Annotated in this window: 18 protein-coding genes; 6 read left to right on the forward strand and 12 right to left on the reverse strand. The window is 54.6% G+C overall.

Annotated features, from left to right (window positions below; all coding sequences use genetic code 11):
• Nucleotides 1–206: 206 nt before the first annotated feature.
• Entirely contained in the window at nucleotides 207–770 is a 564-nt protein-coding gene (locus CLV97_RS16030; protein WP_106346542.1) for an FAD-dependent oxidoreductase, read from the reverse strand.
• Between the two features lie 529 nt (nucleotides 771–1,299).
• On the opposite strand from CLV97_RS16030, the gene CLV97_RS16040 reads away from it, so the two are divergent.
• Genes CLV97_RS16040 through CLV97_RS16050 form a run of 3 tightly spaced genes read left to right on the forward strand, consistent with a single transcriptional unit; the run spans nucleotide 1,300 to nucleotide 3,717 of the window.
• Nucleotides 1,300–1,866, forward strand: a complete 567-nt coding sequence (locus CLV97_RS16040; RefSeq protein ID WP_106346544.1) for a TetR/AcrR family transcriptional regulator — start codon at nucleotides 1,300–1,302, stop codon at nucleotides 1,864–1,866.
• Complete coding sequence (locus CLV97_RS16045) at nucleotides 1,859–3,013, forward strand: DUF418 domain-containing protein (RefSeq protein WP_106346545.1); 1,155 nt, start codon at nucleotides 1,859–1,861, stop codon at nucleotides 3,011–3,013. Before CLV97_RS16040 ends, CLV97_RS16045 begins: the two co-directional genes overlap by 8 nt.
• Nucleotides 3,004–3,717, forward strand: a complete 714-nt coding sequence (locus CLV97_RS16050) for a YqeB family protein (RefSeq protein WP_106346546.1) — start codon at nucleotides 3,004–3,006, stop codon at nucleotides 3,715–3,717. Before CLV97_RS16045 ends, CLV97_RS16050 begins: the two co-directional genes overlap by 10 nt.
• A gap of 213 nt (nucleotides 3,718–3,930) precedes the next feature.
• Here CLV97_RS16050 and CLV97_RS16055 read toward each other — a convergent pair whose 3' ends face one another.
• From CLV97_RS16055 to CLV97_RS16065, 3 genes are all read right to left on the reverse strand, one after another.
• Nucleotides 3,931–4,602, reverse strand: a complete 672-nt coding sequence (locus CLV97_RS16055) for a DUF1129 family protein (RefSeq protein WP_170070579.1) — start codon at nucleotides 4,600–4,602, stop codon at nucleotides 3,931–3,933.
• Entirely contained in the window at nucleotides 4,595–4,927 is a 333-nt protein-coding gene (locus CLV97_RS16060; RefSeq protein ID WP_106346548.1) for a PadR family transcriptional regulator, read from the reverse strand. The genes CLV97_RS16055 and CLV97_RS16060 overlap by 8 nt, the downstream gene beginning before the upstream one ends.
• A gap of 314 nt (nucleotides 4,928–5,241) precedes the next feature.
• Nucleotides 5,242–6,900: an FAD-binding dehydrogenase gene (locus CLV97_RS16065; RefSeq protein WP_106346549.1), complete on the reverse strand. Its 1,659-nt coding sequence runs from the start codon at nucleotides 6,898–6,900 to the stop codon at nucleotides 5,242–5,244.
• A 170-nt stretch (nucleotides 6,901–7,070) separates the two neighbouring features.
• Between CLV97_RS16065 and CLV97_RS16070 the strand changes: the two genes are divergently transcribed.
• Nucleotides 7,071–7,715: an SDR family oxidoreductase gene (locus tag CLV97_RS16070; protein ID WP_106346550.1), complete on the forward strand. Its 645-nt coding sequence runs from the start codon at nucleotides 7,071–7,073 to the stop codon at nucleotides 7,713–7,715.
• 358 nt (nucleotides 7,716–8,073) lie between these two features.
• Entirely contained in the window at nucleotides 8,074–8,697 is a 624-nt protein-coding gene (locus CLV97_RS16075; RefSeq protein WP_106346551.1) for a DUF4304 domain-containing protein, read from the forward strand.
• A 243-nt stretch (nucleotides 8,698–8,940) separates the two neighbouring features.
• Here CLV97_RS16075 and CLV97_RS16080 read toward each other — a convergent pair whose 3' ends face one another.
• The 8 genes from CLV97_RS16080 to CLV97_RS16115 all read right to left on the reverse strand — a co-directional run bounded on the left by CLV97_RS16080 (nucleotide 8,941) and on the right by CLV97_RS16115 (nucleotide 14,664).
• Complete coding sequence (locus tag CLV97_RS16080) at nucleotides 8,941–9,219, reverse strand: hypothetical protein (protein ID WP_245891658.1); 279 nt, start codon at nucleotides 9,217–9,219, stop codon at nucleotides 8,941–8,943.
• Nucleotides 9,220–9,274: 55 nt separating this feature from the next.
• Nucleotides 9,275–10,018, reverse strand: coding sequence for a dihydrofolate reductase family protein (locus tag CLV97_RS16085; RefSeq protein WP_106346552.1), 744 nt, complete (start codon nucleotides 10,016–10,018; stop codon nucleotides 9,275–9,277).
• Nucleotides 10,019–10,076: 58 nt separating this feature from the next.
• The gene (locus CLV97_RS16090; protein WP_106346553.1) at nucleotides 10,077–10,547 is read right to left on the reverse strand and encodes an NUDIX domain-containing protein; all 471 of its coding nucleotides are present in this window, start codon (nucleotides 10,545–10,547) and stop codon (nucleotides 10,077–10,079) included.
• A 79-nt stretch (nucleotides 10,548–10,626) separates the two neighbouring features.
• Nucleotides 10,627–10,986, reverse strand: coding sequence for a hypothetical protein (locus CLV97_RS16095; RefSeq protein ID WP_146130531.1), 360 nt, complete (start codon nucleotides 10,984–10,986; stop codon nucleotides 10,627–10,629).
• 708 nt (nucleotides 10,987–11,694) lie between these two features.
• On the reverse strand, nucleotides 11,695–12,099 hold the full coding sequence (locus tag CLV97_RS16100) for a CDI toxin immunity protein (RefSeq protein WP_106346555.1): 405 nt from the start codon (nucleotides 12,097–12,099) through the stop codon (nucleotides 11,695–11,697).
• Nucleotides 12,100–12,129: 30 nt separating this feature from the next.
• Nucleotides 12,130–13,356, reverse strand: a complete 1,227-nt coding sequence (locus tag CLV97_RS16105; RefSeq protein WP_106346556.1) for a pre-toxin TG domain-containing protein — start codon at nucleotides 13,354–13,356, stop codon at nucleotides 12,130–12,132.
• A gap of 18 nt (nucleotides 13,357–13,374) precedes the next feature.
• Nucleotides 13,375–14,007, reverse strand: a complete 633-nt coding sequence (locus CLV97_RS16110; RefSeq protein WP_170070580.1) for a YIP1 family protein — start codon at nucleotides 14,005–14,007, stop codon at nucleotides 13,375–13,377.
• A 33-nt stretch (nucleotides 14,008–14,040) separates the two neighbouring features.
• Nucleotides 14,041–14,664 (reverse strand): YIP1 family protein, encoded by a 624-nt coding sequence (locus CLV97_RS16115; RefSeq protein ID WP_106346558.1) that lies wholly within the window; start codon nucleotides 14,662–14,664, stop codon nucleotides 14,041–14,043.
• Between the two features lie 119 nt (nucleotides 14,665–14,783).
• Between CLV97_RS16115 and lepB the strand changes: the two genes are divergently transcribed.
• A complete protein-coding gene (lepB, locus tag CLV97_RS16120; protein ID WP_245891662.1) occupies nucleotides 14,784–15,275 on the forward strand; it encodes a signal peptidase I in 492 nt (163 codons plus the stop codon).
• Nucleotides 15,276–15,530 lie beyond the last annotated feature (255 nt).

Raw genomic sequence — 15,530 nt, forward strand, 5'->3', positions numbered from 1 at the left:
AGAAAAATTTCCCGGAGCAGGTCCCGAACACCGCTCACCTTCCGTCTCCGGGCGGGGGAAAACCGACCTCACCCCGGCAAAGAGCCGAGCGGGTGATCAAAAGCGGATGTATTGAAGACAAATCCGCGATGCGGAAGACGATTTCATCCCCCCTCCAAATAAAAAACGCCGACCTCCCTCTTGAGGCCGACGGTGCGCTTCAACAATCATTTCAGAATGTCGTGGTCCACGTACCGCTCGCCGTTCAACTCGCTGATCACGTTAATCGCCACTTTGGCTCCGTCTCCAGCCGTGATGATGGTGTGAACGCTCACTCCGGCGCAGGTTCCGGCAGCCCAGATGCCCTCGATGTTGGTTTTGCCCTCGGCATCCACCTTGAGCACCTTGGGAATCCGCGGCTCGGTTCCTTCCTTGATCTCCACGCCGATTTTGTTGGCCAGATCCGTGGCCAAGCCGGTCGCCAGAATCACGTGTTTCGCCTCGAAGGTTCCCTTTTCCGCGGTTTCGATCGCGAAACCTTCGCCCTTCTTCTCGATGTTGACCACCGAATCCTCAATGATCTCGGCACCGAATTTGGACGCCTGTTTTTTCCCCGTCTCCACCAGGTCGGGACCGGTGATCTCCATCACGCCGTAATGGTTCTCAATCCAAGCCTTCTTGGTAATGCTCTTATCGTTGTCGAAAACCACCGTCTTCTTGCCGGCCTTTGCGGCAAACAGTGCGGCGCTCGCTCCGGCGGGCCCGGCTCCAACGATTGCAATATCATACATTGCCGCTCTTCTCCTCTCTGATGGTTTTCCGATTAAAGGTATCGACATCATTTGATTATAATTTTTCATTACTTTTTAGTCAAGGAAGTTTCTTACCATTGAGTGGAATGAGGCGGAAATACACATCAACTGTGATCGCGACATGCTCAAGAAGATAGCGTCAAAAGAAAGCCCGAAGGAATGTACCGATTTCAAGCACAACCTTCGGCACTCCGGAAACAAGTACACTCATCTTGTTTCATTCTTTCCCGGGGGATCTCCGGAATTTGACACGATGGAAGAGATGAATGTTTGTTACCTTGACAGCCCGGCCCCCTTGGCGTAAGATTTGACTAAGTGATCAAATTTTTGTTTGATTGATCAAATCCGTGACAAGTAACAGTTGTGAAGGTCGCGCCGTCTCAAAGGGATTTCGTCCCGGCTTCAGTCGGATTGCCTGGGTGTCGGTTCGGCGAACACCCTCGAGGAGGGATGCATCATCGACAGCAAAAAACGGACGTTCATCTCCGAAGCGAGGCGCGAGCAAATCATGCAGGCCGCCATCCGGACATTGGACGAGATCGGCTTCGCCAGGGCGAGCCTCGCGCAAATCGCCAAACGGGCGGGGATCAGCACCGCACTGATCTCCTATCATTTCGCGGACAAGCTGGACTTGATGAATCATCTGCTGATCAATCTGCTGGAGTCCACATCCCGATACGTCACGGAGCGGGTCAATCGGAAACAGACCCCCGAGCAAAAGCTGAACGCGTTTATCCGGGCCAGCCTCGAATATTTGCGCGACTACCCCGACCGCAGCATCGCCCTCATCGAGATCATCTTCCACGCCAGGACCCCCGACAACGTCCCCTATTACCGGATGGACGATGAGGATGAAGACCCCGCATTGCAGCTCCTCCGGAGCATTTTACGCGAAGGACAGCAACAGGGCGTGTTTGGGGATTTTCATCCGGACGCGATGGCCCATTTCATCCAGGGGGCGATCAGCGAATACATGCTGGACAACTCGATGGCGCGCAGGCTGGATCTGGACACCTACAGCGACGAGCTGATCCGCATCGTCAACAGAGCGGTAAGGAAAGATTCCCATGGCTGACCATCCTCATCCGGGCCGCGCCCGGAAACTTGCTCCCGATCTCGCGCGCGGCTTGATGCTGCTGCTGGTCGCGCTGGCTCACGCCCATCAGTACCTGGAGCCGCCGGGGCGCGTCATCACGGACGGGGATCGCATCGTCGTGTTTTTCCGGCAAATCTTCATCGACGGCCGGGCGTTTCCCGTATTCTTTCTGCTGTTCGGATACGGTTTGGTCCAGATCATGCGGCGGTGCAAGCAAAGGGGGGAGGATTGGAGTGCCATCCGGAGGCTGCTGAAAAGACGGGGATGGTGGTTACTGGTCATCGGGTTTTTGCACGCCGTCACCCTGTTTGATTTCACCATCGGCATCTACGGCTTCGCGACCGTCCTACTCATCGGCACGCTCCGCTGGTCGGACCGCACCGTCAAGTGGGGCGTGATCGCTTCGCTGGCGGTCGTGACCCTGCTCGGTTCCGTGTTTGTCCGCGCCGAATACGACTTGTCCCCGAGTGCCGAGACGGTGAAACCGGGCGTGTGGGAATCCTTGTTCACGCGGATTTTCCTGTGGGTGATCCTCACTCCGCTGATGGTCCATCAAGTCGTTCCGGCCATGTTGATCGGGATGTGGGCGGCCCGCGCCGGCATCCTGGACCATCCCGGAAAGCACCGCCGGCTCCTCGCCCGAACGGCAGCCATCGGCCTTGCGGTCTCCACAGCCGGCGCCATCCCCCTGGCGCTGATCTCCTCCGGGTTCTGGTCCGATCCTTCGGCCGTCGCGAAGACGCTGGTCAGTTCCTTGCACACCGTAACCGGGTACGCTGGCGGGCTCGGATGGGCAGCGCTGATCGGCTGGACGGCGGCCCTGGTCGAGGGAAAACCGCATCCGGTGACGCGGGCCATCGCCGCCGTCGGACAGCGGTCCATGTCCTTTTATATCCTGCAGTCCGTCGTGTTCTGCATCGCGTTTTCACCGGACATCGGCGGCCTCGGGAATCGCGTCGGACAGATCGGAAGCGACGTCGTCGCTTGGCTGACTTGGATGGCTTCGGTCGCGGCCGCGGAGATGATGCGCCGCTCCGGAACGCAGGGACCGGCCGAAGCGATGTTGCGGCGGCTGGTATATAGAAAAAAGAAAAAACAGACGGAAGGTGGGTTATCATGGAGATAGCAAACCGCCACGGGGTTACCGTCACGGGATATTCCCCGGGAGCCAAAATCGGAATGTACGCCGGCTTCGGCGCCGCCGGCCTTGCCGTCGGCTATATGCTGCCGCGTATCGCGGACTGGGCACTCCGGCTGCCCTGGTTTCCCTTCGAGGACACGGCTCGACTCATCCATTCGCTGGACGGTCCGCACTTAAAATGGATATTGGCCTCTCTCGGCCTGTTGGCGGGTTTCGTCCTCGCGTTCATCGCCGTCTGGGAGAGCCTGAAGGCCGCCATCTCCAACCATGAGGTGATTCTGGAACAGGGGAACAACCGCCGGACCTTCCCGCGGCGGGACGTCGCCTCCGTGTTTTTGGACGGCAAAGAGCTCGTCATCCTCGGCACGTCCGGTCACGAGCTGGTCCGGATGCCCGGCGTGGAGCATCCCGAAGACCTGGCGGAGGCGTTTCAAACCCACGCCTACCCGTGGTCGGCGGACGGAGATCCCTTCAAGGACCGGTACCGGCGCTGGGTGCCGGATCTGCCCGAGTTGCCTCCTTCCGCCAACGCGCTGTTGAAGGCGCGGGAAAGGGCGCTGAAAGAAAAAAACAAGAAAGACATCGCCGAATTGCGCGAGGAACTGGCGAAAATCGGGTACATCGTCCGCGACGAAGGGATCAACCAGTATTGGCGGCCGGTCGAAAAGCCCCCGGTGAGCAAAAAATAAATCGGCCCCCGCAATGCAGCCAGGGGCCGAGAGTTGCCCATTCAGCGGCTCATCCGGTTCGGATGCAAAAGGGAATCCCTACAGCCGCCAAGGTCGCCCACTCGATTCCCATCCACGATTTCCTCTTTCGAACGGCTTTTCTTGGACACCGTTATCAAAGGCCCGGAGGACAAGTCTTCCTCCGGGCAGGACAACAAATTGCCCTCTCCCTCTTTACAACGCCTTTTGCAGCTTATAACCCAACATGAACAGCCCCGCCCCTATAATGAGGGACACATACAGCGGAACCGTCAGGACCGGACCGATCGGGGGAATGAGATAGATAACGGCCATAAATGCTCCCGTGGGCACGATCGCAAACAGCCCTGTTATGAGCATCTCCTCGGCTTTGCGAACATCCCTAAAGCAAGACCAGCGCATGTAGTGAAGGGTCAGCAAAGCAAATCCGAAGCCAATCATCAGAGAGACGACGCTTTTAGCGACTACTGAGCCCACATGAACCTCTTGGATCCATGACCCTTTACCCAGCAGATACATGACCAGATCAAACCCACCAGAAAGCAAAGCACCGACGGCGAAAAAGTAGGCCGCTCCCATGGCGATCATCCGCAACCACTTGGAGGGGATGAGGGCAGGGAGTTCACCCACAATCTGTTTCGCCAACCGTTTGGGATCAGGGCCAAAAATCTCTTCGGCCGATTTGCCTGCTTTCTGGGCCTCCAGCAGATGGTTCAGCAGCTCCAACAAAATCTCCTCCGTCTCCCGCTCCGATTTATTATAAGACAGGCGCAGATAGGCCAGCATGTCCTCATACACTTTCCGGTTCTCTTCTGTCAACCCTTGGATCTTCTCGTCAATCTCTTTTCGTAAAGCTTTCTCATTCATCGTGCTGCCCCTCCTGTAGAAGTCTTTCAACCGACCGCATGACATCCCGCCAATCCTGCTTGAAAGAGATCAGAACTTCCGTTCCCTTTTCCGTCAACGTGTAATATTTGCGATTGGGTCCGCTGGGCGACTTGCGCATCGTTCCCTGGATCAGCCCCTCCTTCGACAGCCGCATCAAGGCGGGGTAGATAGATCCTTCACTCACAACCAGTCCGTATCGCTTCAAGGTCTCGGCCAGCTCATACCCATAGACCGGCCGGCGACTGATGACGGACAGAATGCACCCTTCCAAAATCCCCTTGAGAATCTGACTGCGAAGAGACATCTCCTTACCTACCTTGCAAAACAATATAGATGACCAAAGAAAATGCCGATCCTTGCCGCTGATGAACCTATCTTGTAATACAATATAGTTTAGCGACAAGTCCCACTTCTGTCAAGGGCGGTGGACCCGCAATCCTTGCAACGACAAAGAACCCGACCAATCCCCTTCCCCGGGACACCTTCACGACGCTCTCCATCATCGGTCGTTCCCTCATTATCATAAATAAAGCGTGGCACAGTTGTTCTGTGCCACGCCTTCCACGGCTGAATCCTCATTCCTCCCAGAGATACCTATTTACCCACTCTCTTCTATGTTCACGACAACGCCTTCGCCAACGCCCGGCCCGCCTGCCTTCCCGTAAACAGGCAGCCGCCGAGGAAGGTGCCCTCCAGGGCCCGGTAGCCGTGGACGCCGCCGCCGCCAAAGCCCGCCACCTCCCCGGCCGCATACAAACCCGGCACCGGATTGCCCGAGGAGTCCAGCACCCGGCCGGACAAGTCCGTCTGCAGTCCACCCAGGGTTTTCCGGGTGAGGATGTGCAGGCGCACCGCGATGAGGGGGCCGTTTTTCGGATCGAGCAATTTGTGCGGCTTGGCCACCCGCGTCAGCCGATCGCCGATATAATTCCGCGCGACGCGGATGGCGGCGATCTGCAGATCCTTGGTGAAGGAATTGTCGATCTCCCGGTCCCTCGCCCGGATCTGCCGTTCGATTTCCTCCGGATCCAGCAGGTCTTCCCCCGTCAGCCGGTTCATGCCTTCCACCAATTCCGGCAGGGTGTCGGCGATGACGAAGTCTTCCCCGTGATCCAAGAACGCCTGGACCGGATCCGTCGGACCCGGCAACACCCGCTGCCGGATCACCTCCTTCAGGTTTTTCTCCGTCAGGTCGGGATTTTGCTCGGAGCCGGACAGGGCGAATTCCTTCTCGACGATTTTCTTCGTCAGGATGAACCAGGAATAATCATACCCCGTCTTTAAGATGGCCTTCAGGGTTCCCAGCGTGTCGAAGCCCGGCAGATACGGGACGGGAAGCCGCTTGCCCGTGGCGTCCAGCCAGATGGAGGACGGGCCGGGCAGGATGCGGATGCCGTGTTCCGGCCAGATCGGGTCCCAGTTTTTGATGCCCTCCGTGTAATGCCACATGCGGTCCCGGTTGACGATGCGGCCCCCCGCCCGCTCGGCGATGGCCAACATTCGGCCGTCCACATGGGCCGGCACCCCGGAGAGCATGTTTTTGGGCGGCTGTCCCAGCCAGGACGGCCAATGCTTGCGAACGAGATCAAAGTTGCCGCCGATGCCGCCGCTGGAGACCAGGACGGCCTGGGCATGGAATTCAAACTCCCCGACCACTTCCCGGGAGCTCGCTTCCCCGCGCTTGGCGTCGCTCGGAACGAGGATGGATCCTTTCACACCGGTGACGGCGCCGCTCTGGGTCACCAGTTCATCCACCCGGTGGCGCGGGCGGTAATCGACCAAGCCCTTTTCCATGGCGGCCCGGACCCGCCGCTCAAAGGCGGTGACCAGGGCCGGACCGGTCCCCCAGACGATGTGAAACCGGGGCACGGAGTTGCCGTGGCCGTCGGCGAGGTACCCTCCCCGCTCCGCCCAGGCGACGACCGGGAAAAAGCGGATCCCGTGCTCCACAAGCCACGCGCGCTTTTCCCCCGCCGCAAAGTCCACATATGCCTCCGCCCATTTGATCGCCCAATAATCCTCGTCCTTCTCCCGGTCAAAGCCCGCGGTGCCCATCCAGTCCTGCCAGGCCAACTCCCGGGAATCCTTGATCCCCAGCCGCCGCTGTTCGGGAGAATCCACCAAAAACAGCCCGCCGAAGGACCACCAGGCTTGTCCACCCAGCGACGCCTCCGGTTCCTGATCCAGCAGGAGCACCTTTTTCCCCGCATCGGCAATCTCTGCGGCGGCCACCAATCCGGCCAGCCCGGCTCCCACCACGATGACGTCCGAATCCATCGCTTTCACCCTCCGCAATTTTTCGTGTATGTTTAATCTTTTCCGACAAAATCGGCGGAAATCCTTTTTTCCGCGGCGATTTCTCGTGGGGAGCGGTTTTTTTGCTTCGGCTCCCCGCTTCTGAAATAATAAAATTGGGGTGGGAAATTTATCCGGAAAGGAGCATCACAATGAAGGTTTTCGTGATCGGAGCCCATGGCCAGATCGGACAAAAGCTGGTTCATCTGCTCCAACAAAGCGACCGCTACACCGTGAGGGCCATGGTGCGCCGGGAATCCCAGGCGGAAAGCTTCCGGCAATCCGGGGTGGAGGCGGTGGTTGCGGATTTGGAGGGACGGATGGAGGAGATCGCGGCGGCCGCCAACGGCTGTGACGCCATCGTGTTTACGGCGGGTTCCGGAGGACACACCGGGGCGGACAAGACACTCCTGGTGGATCTGGACGGGGCCGTCAAAAGCATAGAGGCCGCAAAAAGCGTGGGGATCCAACGGTACGTGATGGTCAGCGCTCTCCAGGCGCACCGGAGGGAAAACTGGAACGAGAGGATCAAACATTATTATGTGGCGAAGCATTACGCCGACCGGATGCTGGTACAGAGCGGACTGACATACACGATCCTTCGACCCGGAAGGCTTCTCAATGAACCGGGAACCGGGCGCATTTCCGCCGCCGAAAACCTGAGCCGGGGAAGCGTGCCCCGGGAGGATGTGGCCCGCACCATCCTGGCGGTCCTGGATGAGGAGCGCACCTTTCACCGGGGCTTTGACCTCACCTCCGGCGACACCCCCATTCCCGAAGCAATAAAGAATCTATGACGGAAAACGCCTCCCCGGTTCATGTGCTCTGTATTTTCGACCGGCACAACGGAAAGCCAATCAAAGTGCCAACTGCCTTCAAGGAGGTTCACCCCCTTCTTCTTTTTCGGAGTTCTCTTTGGCGGTTTCGATCGCAAAAATCAAAGTATGATATCCAAAAGGCGATGCCTATTTGTCTCCCAAAGGATTTCGTCTCGTGGAATCAAACGGGGCCGATGGGCGTCCCCCCGAAGAGCCGCTCATCCTGAACTCGACTTTGTCATCGGATTTGAAAACCAGTTTCTTCGTATTCTGTCTCCCCTGGAGCGGACATCAACAGGGTGAGTGAGATCCGCCCCTTTCAGAGAGGAGAAATCCTGTGGAACTGCGAGAACGGCTGAAGCTGCTGATCCGAAACACCATTCATCCGACGTTGAAAGAGCGCGGATTCAAAAAACGAAATCACCATTTTTACCGTCCCTTAGCAGATGTGGGCTGGACCTTTCAGGTGCAATCCAGCAAATATAACACCCGGGATTTTCTGCAGTTCACCCTCAACATGGGAATCTATGTCCCCCAATGGGCCCGGTTGACGGGCCAAACCGTCTCCGATTTCCCCAAGGAATACCAGTCCCTGTGGCGAGAGCGGGTTAGGGGCGATCACTGGTACGAGTTGACCCCCGGGACGGAGCTCGCGGCCTTGAGACGGGAAATCGCGCGGGATCTGCAGGAGCAGGTGATTCCCTTCTTTGAGCGGCTGTCCGGATTGCCCCCTCTGCTGGAGGAGATGTTGGAGGCTTATCGGATGGGGAGACTGTCCGTGTATGCGGGAAAGGATATCGCCATCCTGCTCACCCTCTCAAACCGTCGGGAGGAAGCCGCCGACCTGTTGAAGCGGGTGGCCGCCTACTGTCGGGAAGACGACACTGTCATTGACCACATACGCCAACACCGATTCCAACGGCTGAAGGAGCTGGCCGACAAGCTGGGGATTTCGCTTTGATAAAGGAAGTGCGCTCTATTAACTATGATCTCGGTAGGGAAGCGTGTTGGTAGGATTCAAGCTCGACGAGAATGGGGCGGCGCCCTCTAAGGGGTCGCCGCCCCAAGCTTGTGAAGAAATTATCCAGCTAAGAGATCCATCCTTCCAGTTCCCTTTTCATCCTAAATCCAACCTCTGACAACAAAATGAAAGATACTCACCTTCTTTTATATCACCCGGCAGCATCCCTCGCTCGAGTTCAAATCATAGACCGCCCACCCTTACGATTCCGTTGTTTTGATCGATGAGCCTGCCCATTATACAGTAAGAAAAGTATTCCGTCAGTTTTTCGACTTTGTATTCATTGTCATCGGCTCTTACGATATTTGTTGTTCCATAGCAATCAATCGGTTCCCTTAACCGGCTGCCATCTGGATAGGTCAATGGATGAGCAAAACATATTACCTTTAGGATTCCATCCGTCACCGTCACTTCCGCTTCCAGAGATTCTTTTGATAACCAATCAATTTTGTGGATTCTCATCGAACTCTCCCCAGCAATTTTGACCACCCTCTTCCCCAGCTTGGGTTTTCTCCGCTCACTCATGTGTGCCTATCGGCGCCCTTCCGGCGGCAAACCGCAGGAGGAGCGAACCATCGGCCCTGGCCTGCCGTTCCAGGAGCGACAGCCGATAGGGCGGGACCGCAAAGTCGGGGTTGTACCCTTCAAATACGGACGGCGCCTCCCCATTGCCCAGAACGATGGGCAGCACCTGGAGGTCCACCTCGCCCACCAACCCGGCCCGCAAGAGCGCCCCGTTGAGGATCCCGCCGGCGGTACTGACGATAAGTTTGGTGTCGAACGTCTCACAAAGCCTGCGCAGGGCGAGGTCCAGGTCCACCCGGTCCTCTCCCACGACAAGGTACGGCACTTCCCGCTCACGCAAGAAAGCCAGGTACCCGGCGGACGTCCTGCGGCTGACGAGGGCCAGAACGTGGGTGTCGTCCTGGTGGGTATGTTGCCAGGCCACCCGCCCGCGGCTGTCGACGACGGCCATCCAACGCTTGAAGCGACTAATCACCTGGGTGGGAAGGTAATCTTCATAGAGCTCGCCCTCCGGCGCTGAAGGGATAACGTCGATCCCCCCGGCACCCCGGGCCACAAAGGAGTTGCTCCCCTCCAGGATCACCGACGCGCCGTGGAGATCCGCAAAGTCGATGAGCTGAAAACCAGCCTCCAGAATCGGGCGCCATCGCTCGTCCTGCCAGGAAGGCACAGACGGCGAGGCGGCAATCCGGCCGTCGAGGGTCATCGTGTTGGATGTGATGACACGCAGGCCCATGCGCCCAACCTCCTATGGGGACTATACAAAATTCACTCCGTGAGTTAAGAAAGCAGAGCTATCGGATAAAAGCTCTTTCCCGATGGGCAAAAAAGTCCTGAATCCGGATTCGCTGCGCCGGATGCAGGTCGAGTCGCTCCAATTCCTCCCTTGTGAAAAAACGGACCTGAACCGACTCCGAGCTGACCGACAGCTCGCCGCCGACGATCCGGCAGGCAAAGCAGATGGAAAACTGCTGGCGCACCTCCCCGTCGGAGAAGGCGATGACATGCCCCGGATCGGAGTAAATGCCGGTGCATCGAAGGACCTCCACATCGAAGCCCGTCTCTTCCTTCACTTCGCGGATCACCGCCTGTTCGACGGATTCGCCCAGTTCCATCGCTCCCCCCGGGAGGGACCACAGAAAATTATCGCTCCGCTTGTGCAAGAGAATCCTTCCATCGGAATCGGTCACGACCGCGGATACGGCGGGAACCAGGGAATTGGGTTTCGGCGCATCGGGCTGATGATAATAATCTTTTCGGGCCAAGTTATCATCCTCCATAATCTATCTACCCGGTGAGACGTCTGATTTTCTGCTAAAGATCTGTTTATCCAAGAGGACTCATTTATTCCCAGGATAAATCCTCGGAGAGTCTTCCCGTTTCGTAAAAGTGACGGAAAGCACTAACGACTTGCGGAAATTCAACAAGATGACCAACAAACACATCTGTACCAACTTGATTTATGTTCATGTGTATGAAATCCTCATCCTCATCTACTAAGTCTTGTAAGTCTTCATTTCCATCTTCATTTATCAAGATCGCGGAATCCTCCTCAATCACGTTGCCGCCTTGATTGAAATACCTACAATGTACCGTGCTCTGCCCTTTATCACTTCCTCCGCCCGCCATCAAAAATCCATCTTTCGACTCAAGATACACAGCCGTTACATTTTTCCCATCCAGGCTTTTTACACCTCCTCCCATGTAGGATTTTTGATACTTTTCTGGAGATCTTCAATTCGAAGTATCCATCCCATCATTTATCCCTCGCTTTAGCATGGGTATATGTTTGACTGTTTGTTGCACTGGGATTTCGTTTTCCACCACTTTTTACCACTCCTTTATTACTTCCTTGTATCCGCCTGTACTCCATCTGCCTCAAGAACAACAACTGATTGTTCACTTTTTACTCAATTCCGTACGTACTTTCACGACATAATCTAAACCTAGATTCCCAGTTGCTTTCCGATATTTCGGCACGGGACATGCTTTTACGATTTTTTTCCGGATATACCCCGTCAGCAGTTCGATACCCTTTTCCCACGGGTAGTAAATAAATCTTTGCACCCACAGGTAACCTGTTTCCCCGAATCCAGTCAAAAAGTCCAGCCGCAGTGGAAGCATTAACTGTGGGATCTTCAAAATTAAGAAGGGGTGACGTCTACTTCACCCCTTTATTCTCCAGGAATTGAAAGCAGTTTTATTAACCATCAAGGATGTTAGGTTTCATCCTCATAATTTCATTCCGGATGAGAAGCTTCGTCGGCAAACTTTGACTTTGGCTGCCGTGCAAATCGATGGGTATACATCTACGCTATAACCTTTGGGCGCAATTTCTCAGGGATCATTGGCACAAAACTGAACGCATCATCACTCCCAGGTAGTTTGCACTATCGGAAATCGTATACCTGCTTAGTAGAACCCCAAAAAGGTTTCACCCTCATGATAATACTCCACAAAGTACCTTTCTTTGGGACAAAAAATGTAAGTATCAAAACTTACAGATATAACATCCTCTATGACATTGATAACATTTTTTATAAAGGTTTGAATTGCTGGTAAATCCGCGTCATTCCAGAAAACATAAACCGGTTCATTTACATTGACATTATTTTTATATAACTCCTCTAAGATGTCCTCATCATCTTCAATTTCTTTTTTCCTTGATATTTGTGTGAAATCAACTTTAGCAACAAGTGGATCTGAAGGAACACTTTTTTCAAATTCATTTATAACTTCATTTGTTTCTTCCTCAGACAAAACAATAACCTCGCCTTCGCTTTTCAATGCCTCGATACATTCATCAAAAAGAGTCATCTTCATTCTCCCTTCTTAAACTACATCTGCTTATTTATTTAGCCTTCGCAATAAAGACATATAATATTCATAGTCACCCGGGAATTTTATTGCCACTTTTACACCTTTTCCTGACTTCGCTCTTCCTCTGCTATAATCCTCAACATTAATATGAGGTCCTTTTTCCGGATCCCAGTCCAAACGCCACGATTTCTTTTTATCAGCGGATTGCCTACCAATAATTTTACCTTTTGATTGAAATAGCCTCCCATAGACAGGTCTTGCCGTCGGCCCCAAATCTCCTAACATATCTAAGGCCATATTCCTTGCTCGTTCATAACTATGCACTTCTACTATTTTTTCGATGGAACGCTTGCCTTTTTGAACTTTATTGCCTACATTATCGGGACACCCACACGCTGTCTCTTTCCCTTTGCTAAATCGATCCGTCAGTTTCCTCTTCGCCGTTTGCAAGCCCTCGCCGAGGCGGGTACTTGCCAATTTGTCATCCAATTTGCCGGCAAAGGCGATAGCCTCGTCGGCATACTTTCCGAATTTGGCCCATTTGGCCACGGGAACCAGGGAGACACAGCTGAGGCCGCGCTCCCATCCGGCCAATTCGTTGCCGTCCGTGTCCTTCCCGGTAAAACATCCGGATACATCATCCAATACGAGAAAATCCAGCGTCTCTTTTCCGACATGGGCGGCATCTTTCAGGATTTGTCCGGAGGTCACATAGTTTTTCGCTTTGTTCCACCAGCTAGAAAACCCGCTCTCTTCCTCGGACTCCGTCGGGGATGGAGATGCGGAAGCATTTCCGTCTGCACTCCCTGATCCACCCCCGGTGGTGGAAGGGGATGTCCCGTCTGCTTTCGGGTTCCCATCCGCCGGAGTCGTGCCGGATCCAGCGGAGGGCCCTTCCAGCTCCGGCGAAATGCCGGCATCAGGAGAAGCGCCAATCTCCGGATTTCCACCGATTGTTCCGGGATCGCCAATCTCCGGTGCGTTACCGATGCCGGAAGAGCCACTGATTCCCGAATTGTTTCCGGGTGGAACCTCTTCCTCGGGCAGCTGGCCTTGGATGATTTCCTGAACCCTTTTCTCCATGGCCGATTGGATCAGGCCTTCCCCATCCGACATGGCCAGGTACAGCAAACCGGCGAAGAGCGCTCCCACGGCGATGATGATGATATACTCCATCGTCGCGGAGCCCTTGCGGACCCATGTTCCAACACTTTGATACCGACGTTTCTCTTCCCCAAAAAATCTTTTCTTCATCGAAAATCCCGCTCCTGCTTATATCGGCATGAGGACGATATTCAATCCGTATTTGAACAGAACCCAGATAAGCGGAATCCCGATCAGCACCAGCAAGAAGCCCTTCCAAAGGGAGAATTCATGGGCCTCGGACAACGCACCGGCGACAATCACAATGGTCCAGACGATCAAGACCGCATCGAGAAGGATGAAAAAGAAATACGCCAGCAGGAGAAAAAAACTATAATCGATCCGGGGAGTCAGTTCCGACCAGGCTTCCTCCCGGAAAACGGCCAGCTGCATCAGCCAGAGAATCAGCTTGGCCACGCCCGGCACCATGGCTGCGGCCACGCCCAATTGCACATCCAGCCAGCGACCCGTACCGCGAAAAAGACGTCCGAGTCCGTAGAACAAGGCGCTGTAGATCATCCAGAACAGTGGACCCACTCCAACACCAATCAAAAGGGAAAAGAGCAGTAAATCCCGAAGAAGGAAAAAATCAGCCAAATTGCGGAAGGAAATCTGATCCATCGTAAAGCTGATTCCGTACACCAGCACAAGGGGAAGCAAATAGAACCACGGCAACCCCGCGTCCAGAATCCGACGGACCGCTCTGCGCGGAGAAAGCCAGACAGCGCCCATCAGCTTGAGGGTTTCCTGCCAACCTGTCACAGTAAATCTTCCTTTATCAATAAAAGTTTTCATTTACACGAAGAACAGCAGCACAAAACTGAGCACTACGGAAAAGACCACACTGCTTAAAAGGATGAGGGCGAAGGCCAACCAGGCGGAACACTCGTAGACTTCCGCCACACTCCTGGAAAGGGTGACCAGATACCATCCGCCGATGACCAGATCAACCAGATAAAACAGCACAATCAACAAGAGCAACCAAAGACTCGAATCCAAAACCGGCGTCCAGGGGGTAAAGACTTCCGAGCCGAACAAAACCAACTTGATCACCCAAAACGGCATCAAAGAGGCCAAGGGAACGAAGGAAAGGCCGACTGCTCTGCGCATGTCGCTCCACCGGCCCGGGAGTCCCAGGATCTGCCCGGTGAGTGTGAAAAGACCACTGAATAAATACCAGTAAAAGATCCCGACGAGCGGCCCAAACACCAGGGATAAAAGAATGATGTTTCCAAAAGCGATCTGGTCGCCCACGTTCTGGGCATCCGCATTGTCCAAGAACAATTTGATTCCCGCGAGAATGGCCAAGATCCAGAGCCATTTGCCGGAGCCGGCCTGCAAATACATCCGCACCGTTTCGCGGGGGTGCCTCCACATGGTAAACCATGGGTTTGGTATCTCTTGATAAAAAGAATTCATGGTCTTCCTCCAGCACTTCTATACTTGTATCCCAGGAAGTAAAAGGGTAAGATATTTACGTGTTTCCAGTTAAAATTTATCTTTCCTCTCAAACGGATTCAAGGGGAAAGCGCATGGAAATGAGAAAATTTAGGGGAACTTTTCTACTGGGACTATGGTCAGCTGTGGTATTAATTGCGTTGATAGCTCTCCGAAATTACGACTGGTATCCTGCCGTGGGAACAAGCATGAGCCCCACGATTCAGCCCGGTGACGTCCTGCTGGTGCAAAACGGCCATGAAGATTGGAAACGGGGAGAACTCGTTCTGTTCCAGACGGACGGAGAGGAGACGCTGTTTATCAAGCGAATTGTTGGGCTGCCGGGGGACCGAATCGAAGCAGTCCAAGGACGGCTCAGGGTCAACGGACAACCCTGGCCGGAAGGACCGCTGGCCGGCATCTCCATCCCCGATTTCCCGGCGCAACGGGTTCCGCCGGGGATGCTGTTTGTGTTGGGGGACAATCCGCCGGAAAGCGAAGACAGCCGGTCCTTTGGGCCTATATCTGAAGAAGCGGTCAAAGGCAACGTGAGGGCTATTCTTTATCCCTTTTCCAGGATGAAAGGGTTGTGACAGCCAACTTGTTAGGGATCGATTCAAAAGAACCTGTCCAGGCCGCAGTGAAAACCGCAGCAATGAAATTAGGGATGACATCTACGTCATCCCTGAGATTGATGACAAACCCCCTGGCTCTTTTCGCAAGAAAAGCGCCAGGGGTTGCATGTTTATGGGAAATAAACAGATAAAGGAAATTAGATTTGGTAAATTAGGCGGATCACAAAGCCTTTTCCTCTCTTCGAGAGGAGCAAGGCCATTTTTTTGATGTTT

This window comes from Planifilum fimeticola (assembly GCF_003001905.1).
GTDB classification, from domain to species: domain Bacteria; phylum Bacillota; class Bacilli; order Thermoactinomycetales; family DSM-44946; genus Planifilum; species Planifilum fimeticola.

Excerpts from the sequence above, each read along its gene's own strand:
- CLV97_RS16055 (WP_170070579.1), bottom strand. The coding sequence starts at position 4,602 with ATGAATGAGAAAGCTTTACGAAAAGAGATTGACGAGAAGATCCAAGGG.
- CLV97_RS16085 (WP_106346552.1), bottom strand. The coding sequence starts at position 10,018 with ATGGGCCTGCGTGTCATCACATCCAACACGATGACCCTCGACGGCCGG.
- CLV97_RS16065 (WP_106346549.1), bottom strand. The coding sequence starts at position 6,900 with ATGGATTCGGACGTCATCGTGGTGGGAGCCGGGCTGGCCGGATTGGTG.
- CLV97_RS16100 (WP_106346555.1), bottom strand. The coding sequence starts at position 12,099 with ATGACTCTTTTTGATGAATGTATCGAGGCATTGAAAAGCGAAGGCGAG.
- CLV97_RS16095 (WP_146130531.1), bottom strand. The coding sequence starts at position 10,986 with ATGGGAGGAGGTGTAAAAAGCCTGGATGGGAAAAATGTAACGGCTGTG.
- CLV97_RS16070 (WP_106346550.1), top strand. The coding sequence starts at position 7,071 with ATGAAGGTTTTCGTGATCGGAGCCCATGGCCAGATCGGACAAAAGCTG.
- CLV97_RS16045 (WP_106346545.1), top strand. The coding sequence starts at position 1,859 with ATGGCTGACCATCCTCATCCGGGCCGCGCCCGGAAACTTGCTCCCGAT.
- CLV97_RS16030 (WP_106346542.1), bottom strand. The coding sequence starts at position 770 with ATGTATGATATTGCAATCGTTGGAGCCGGGCCCGCCGGAGCGAGCGCC.
- CLV97_RS16080 (WP_245891658.1), bottom strand. The coding sequence starts at position 9,219 with ATGAGAATCCACAAAATTGATTGGTTATCAAAAGAATCTCTGGAAGCG.
- lepB (WP_245891662.1), top strand. The coding sequence starts at position 14,784 with ATGAGAAAATTTAGGGGAACTTTTCTACTGGGACTATGGTCAGCTGTG.
- CLV97_RS16050 (WP_106346546.1), top strand. The coding sequence starts at position 3,004 with ATGGAGATAGCAAACCGCCACGGGGTTACCGTCACGGGATATTCCCCG.
- CLV97_RS16040 (WP_106346544.1), top strand. The coding sequence starts at position 1,300 with ATGCAGGCCGCCATCCGGACATTGGACGAGATCGGCTTCGCCAGGGCG.
- CLV97_RS16060 (WP_106346548.1), bottom strand. The coding sequence starts at position 4,927 with ATGTCTCTTCGCAGTCAGATTCTCAAGGGGATTTTGGAAGGGTGCATT.
- CLV97_RS16105 (WP_106346556.1), bottom strand. The coding sequence starts at position 13,356 with ATGAAGAAAAGATTTTTTGGGGAAGAGAAACGTCGGTATCAAAGTGTT.
- CLV97_RS16115 (WP_106346558.1), bottom strand. The coding sequence starts at position 14,664 with ATGAATTCTTTTTATCAAGAGATACCAAACCCATGGTTTACCATGTGG.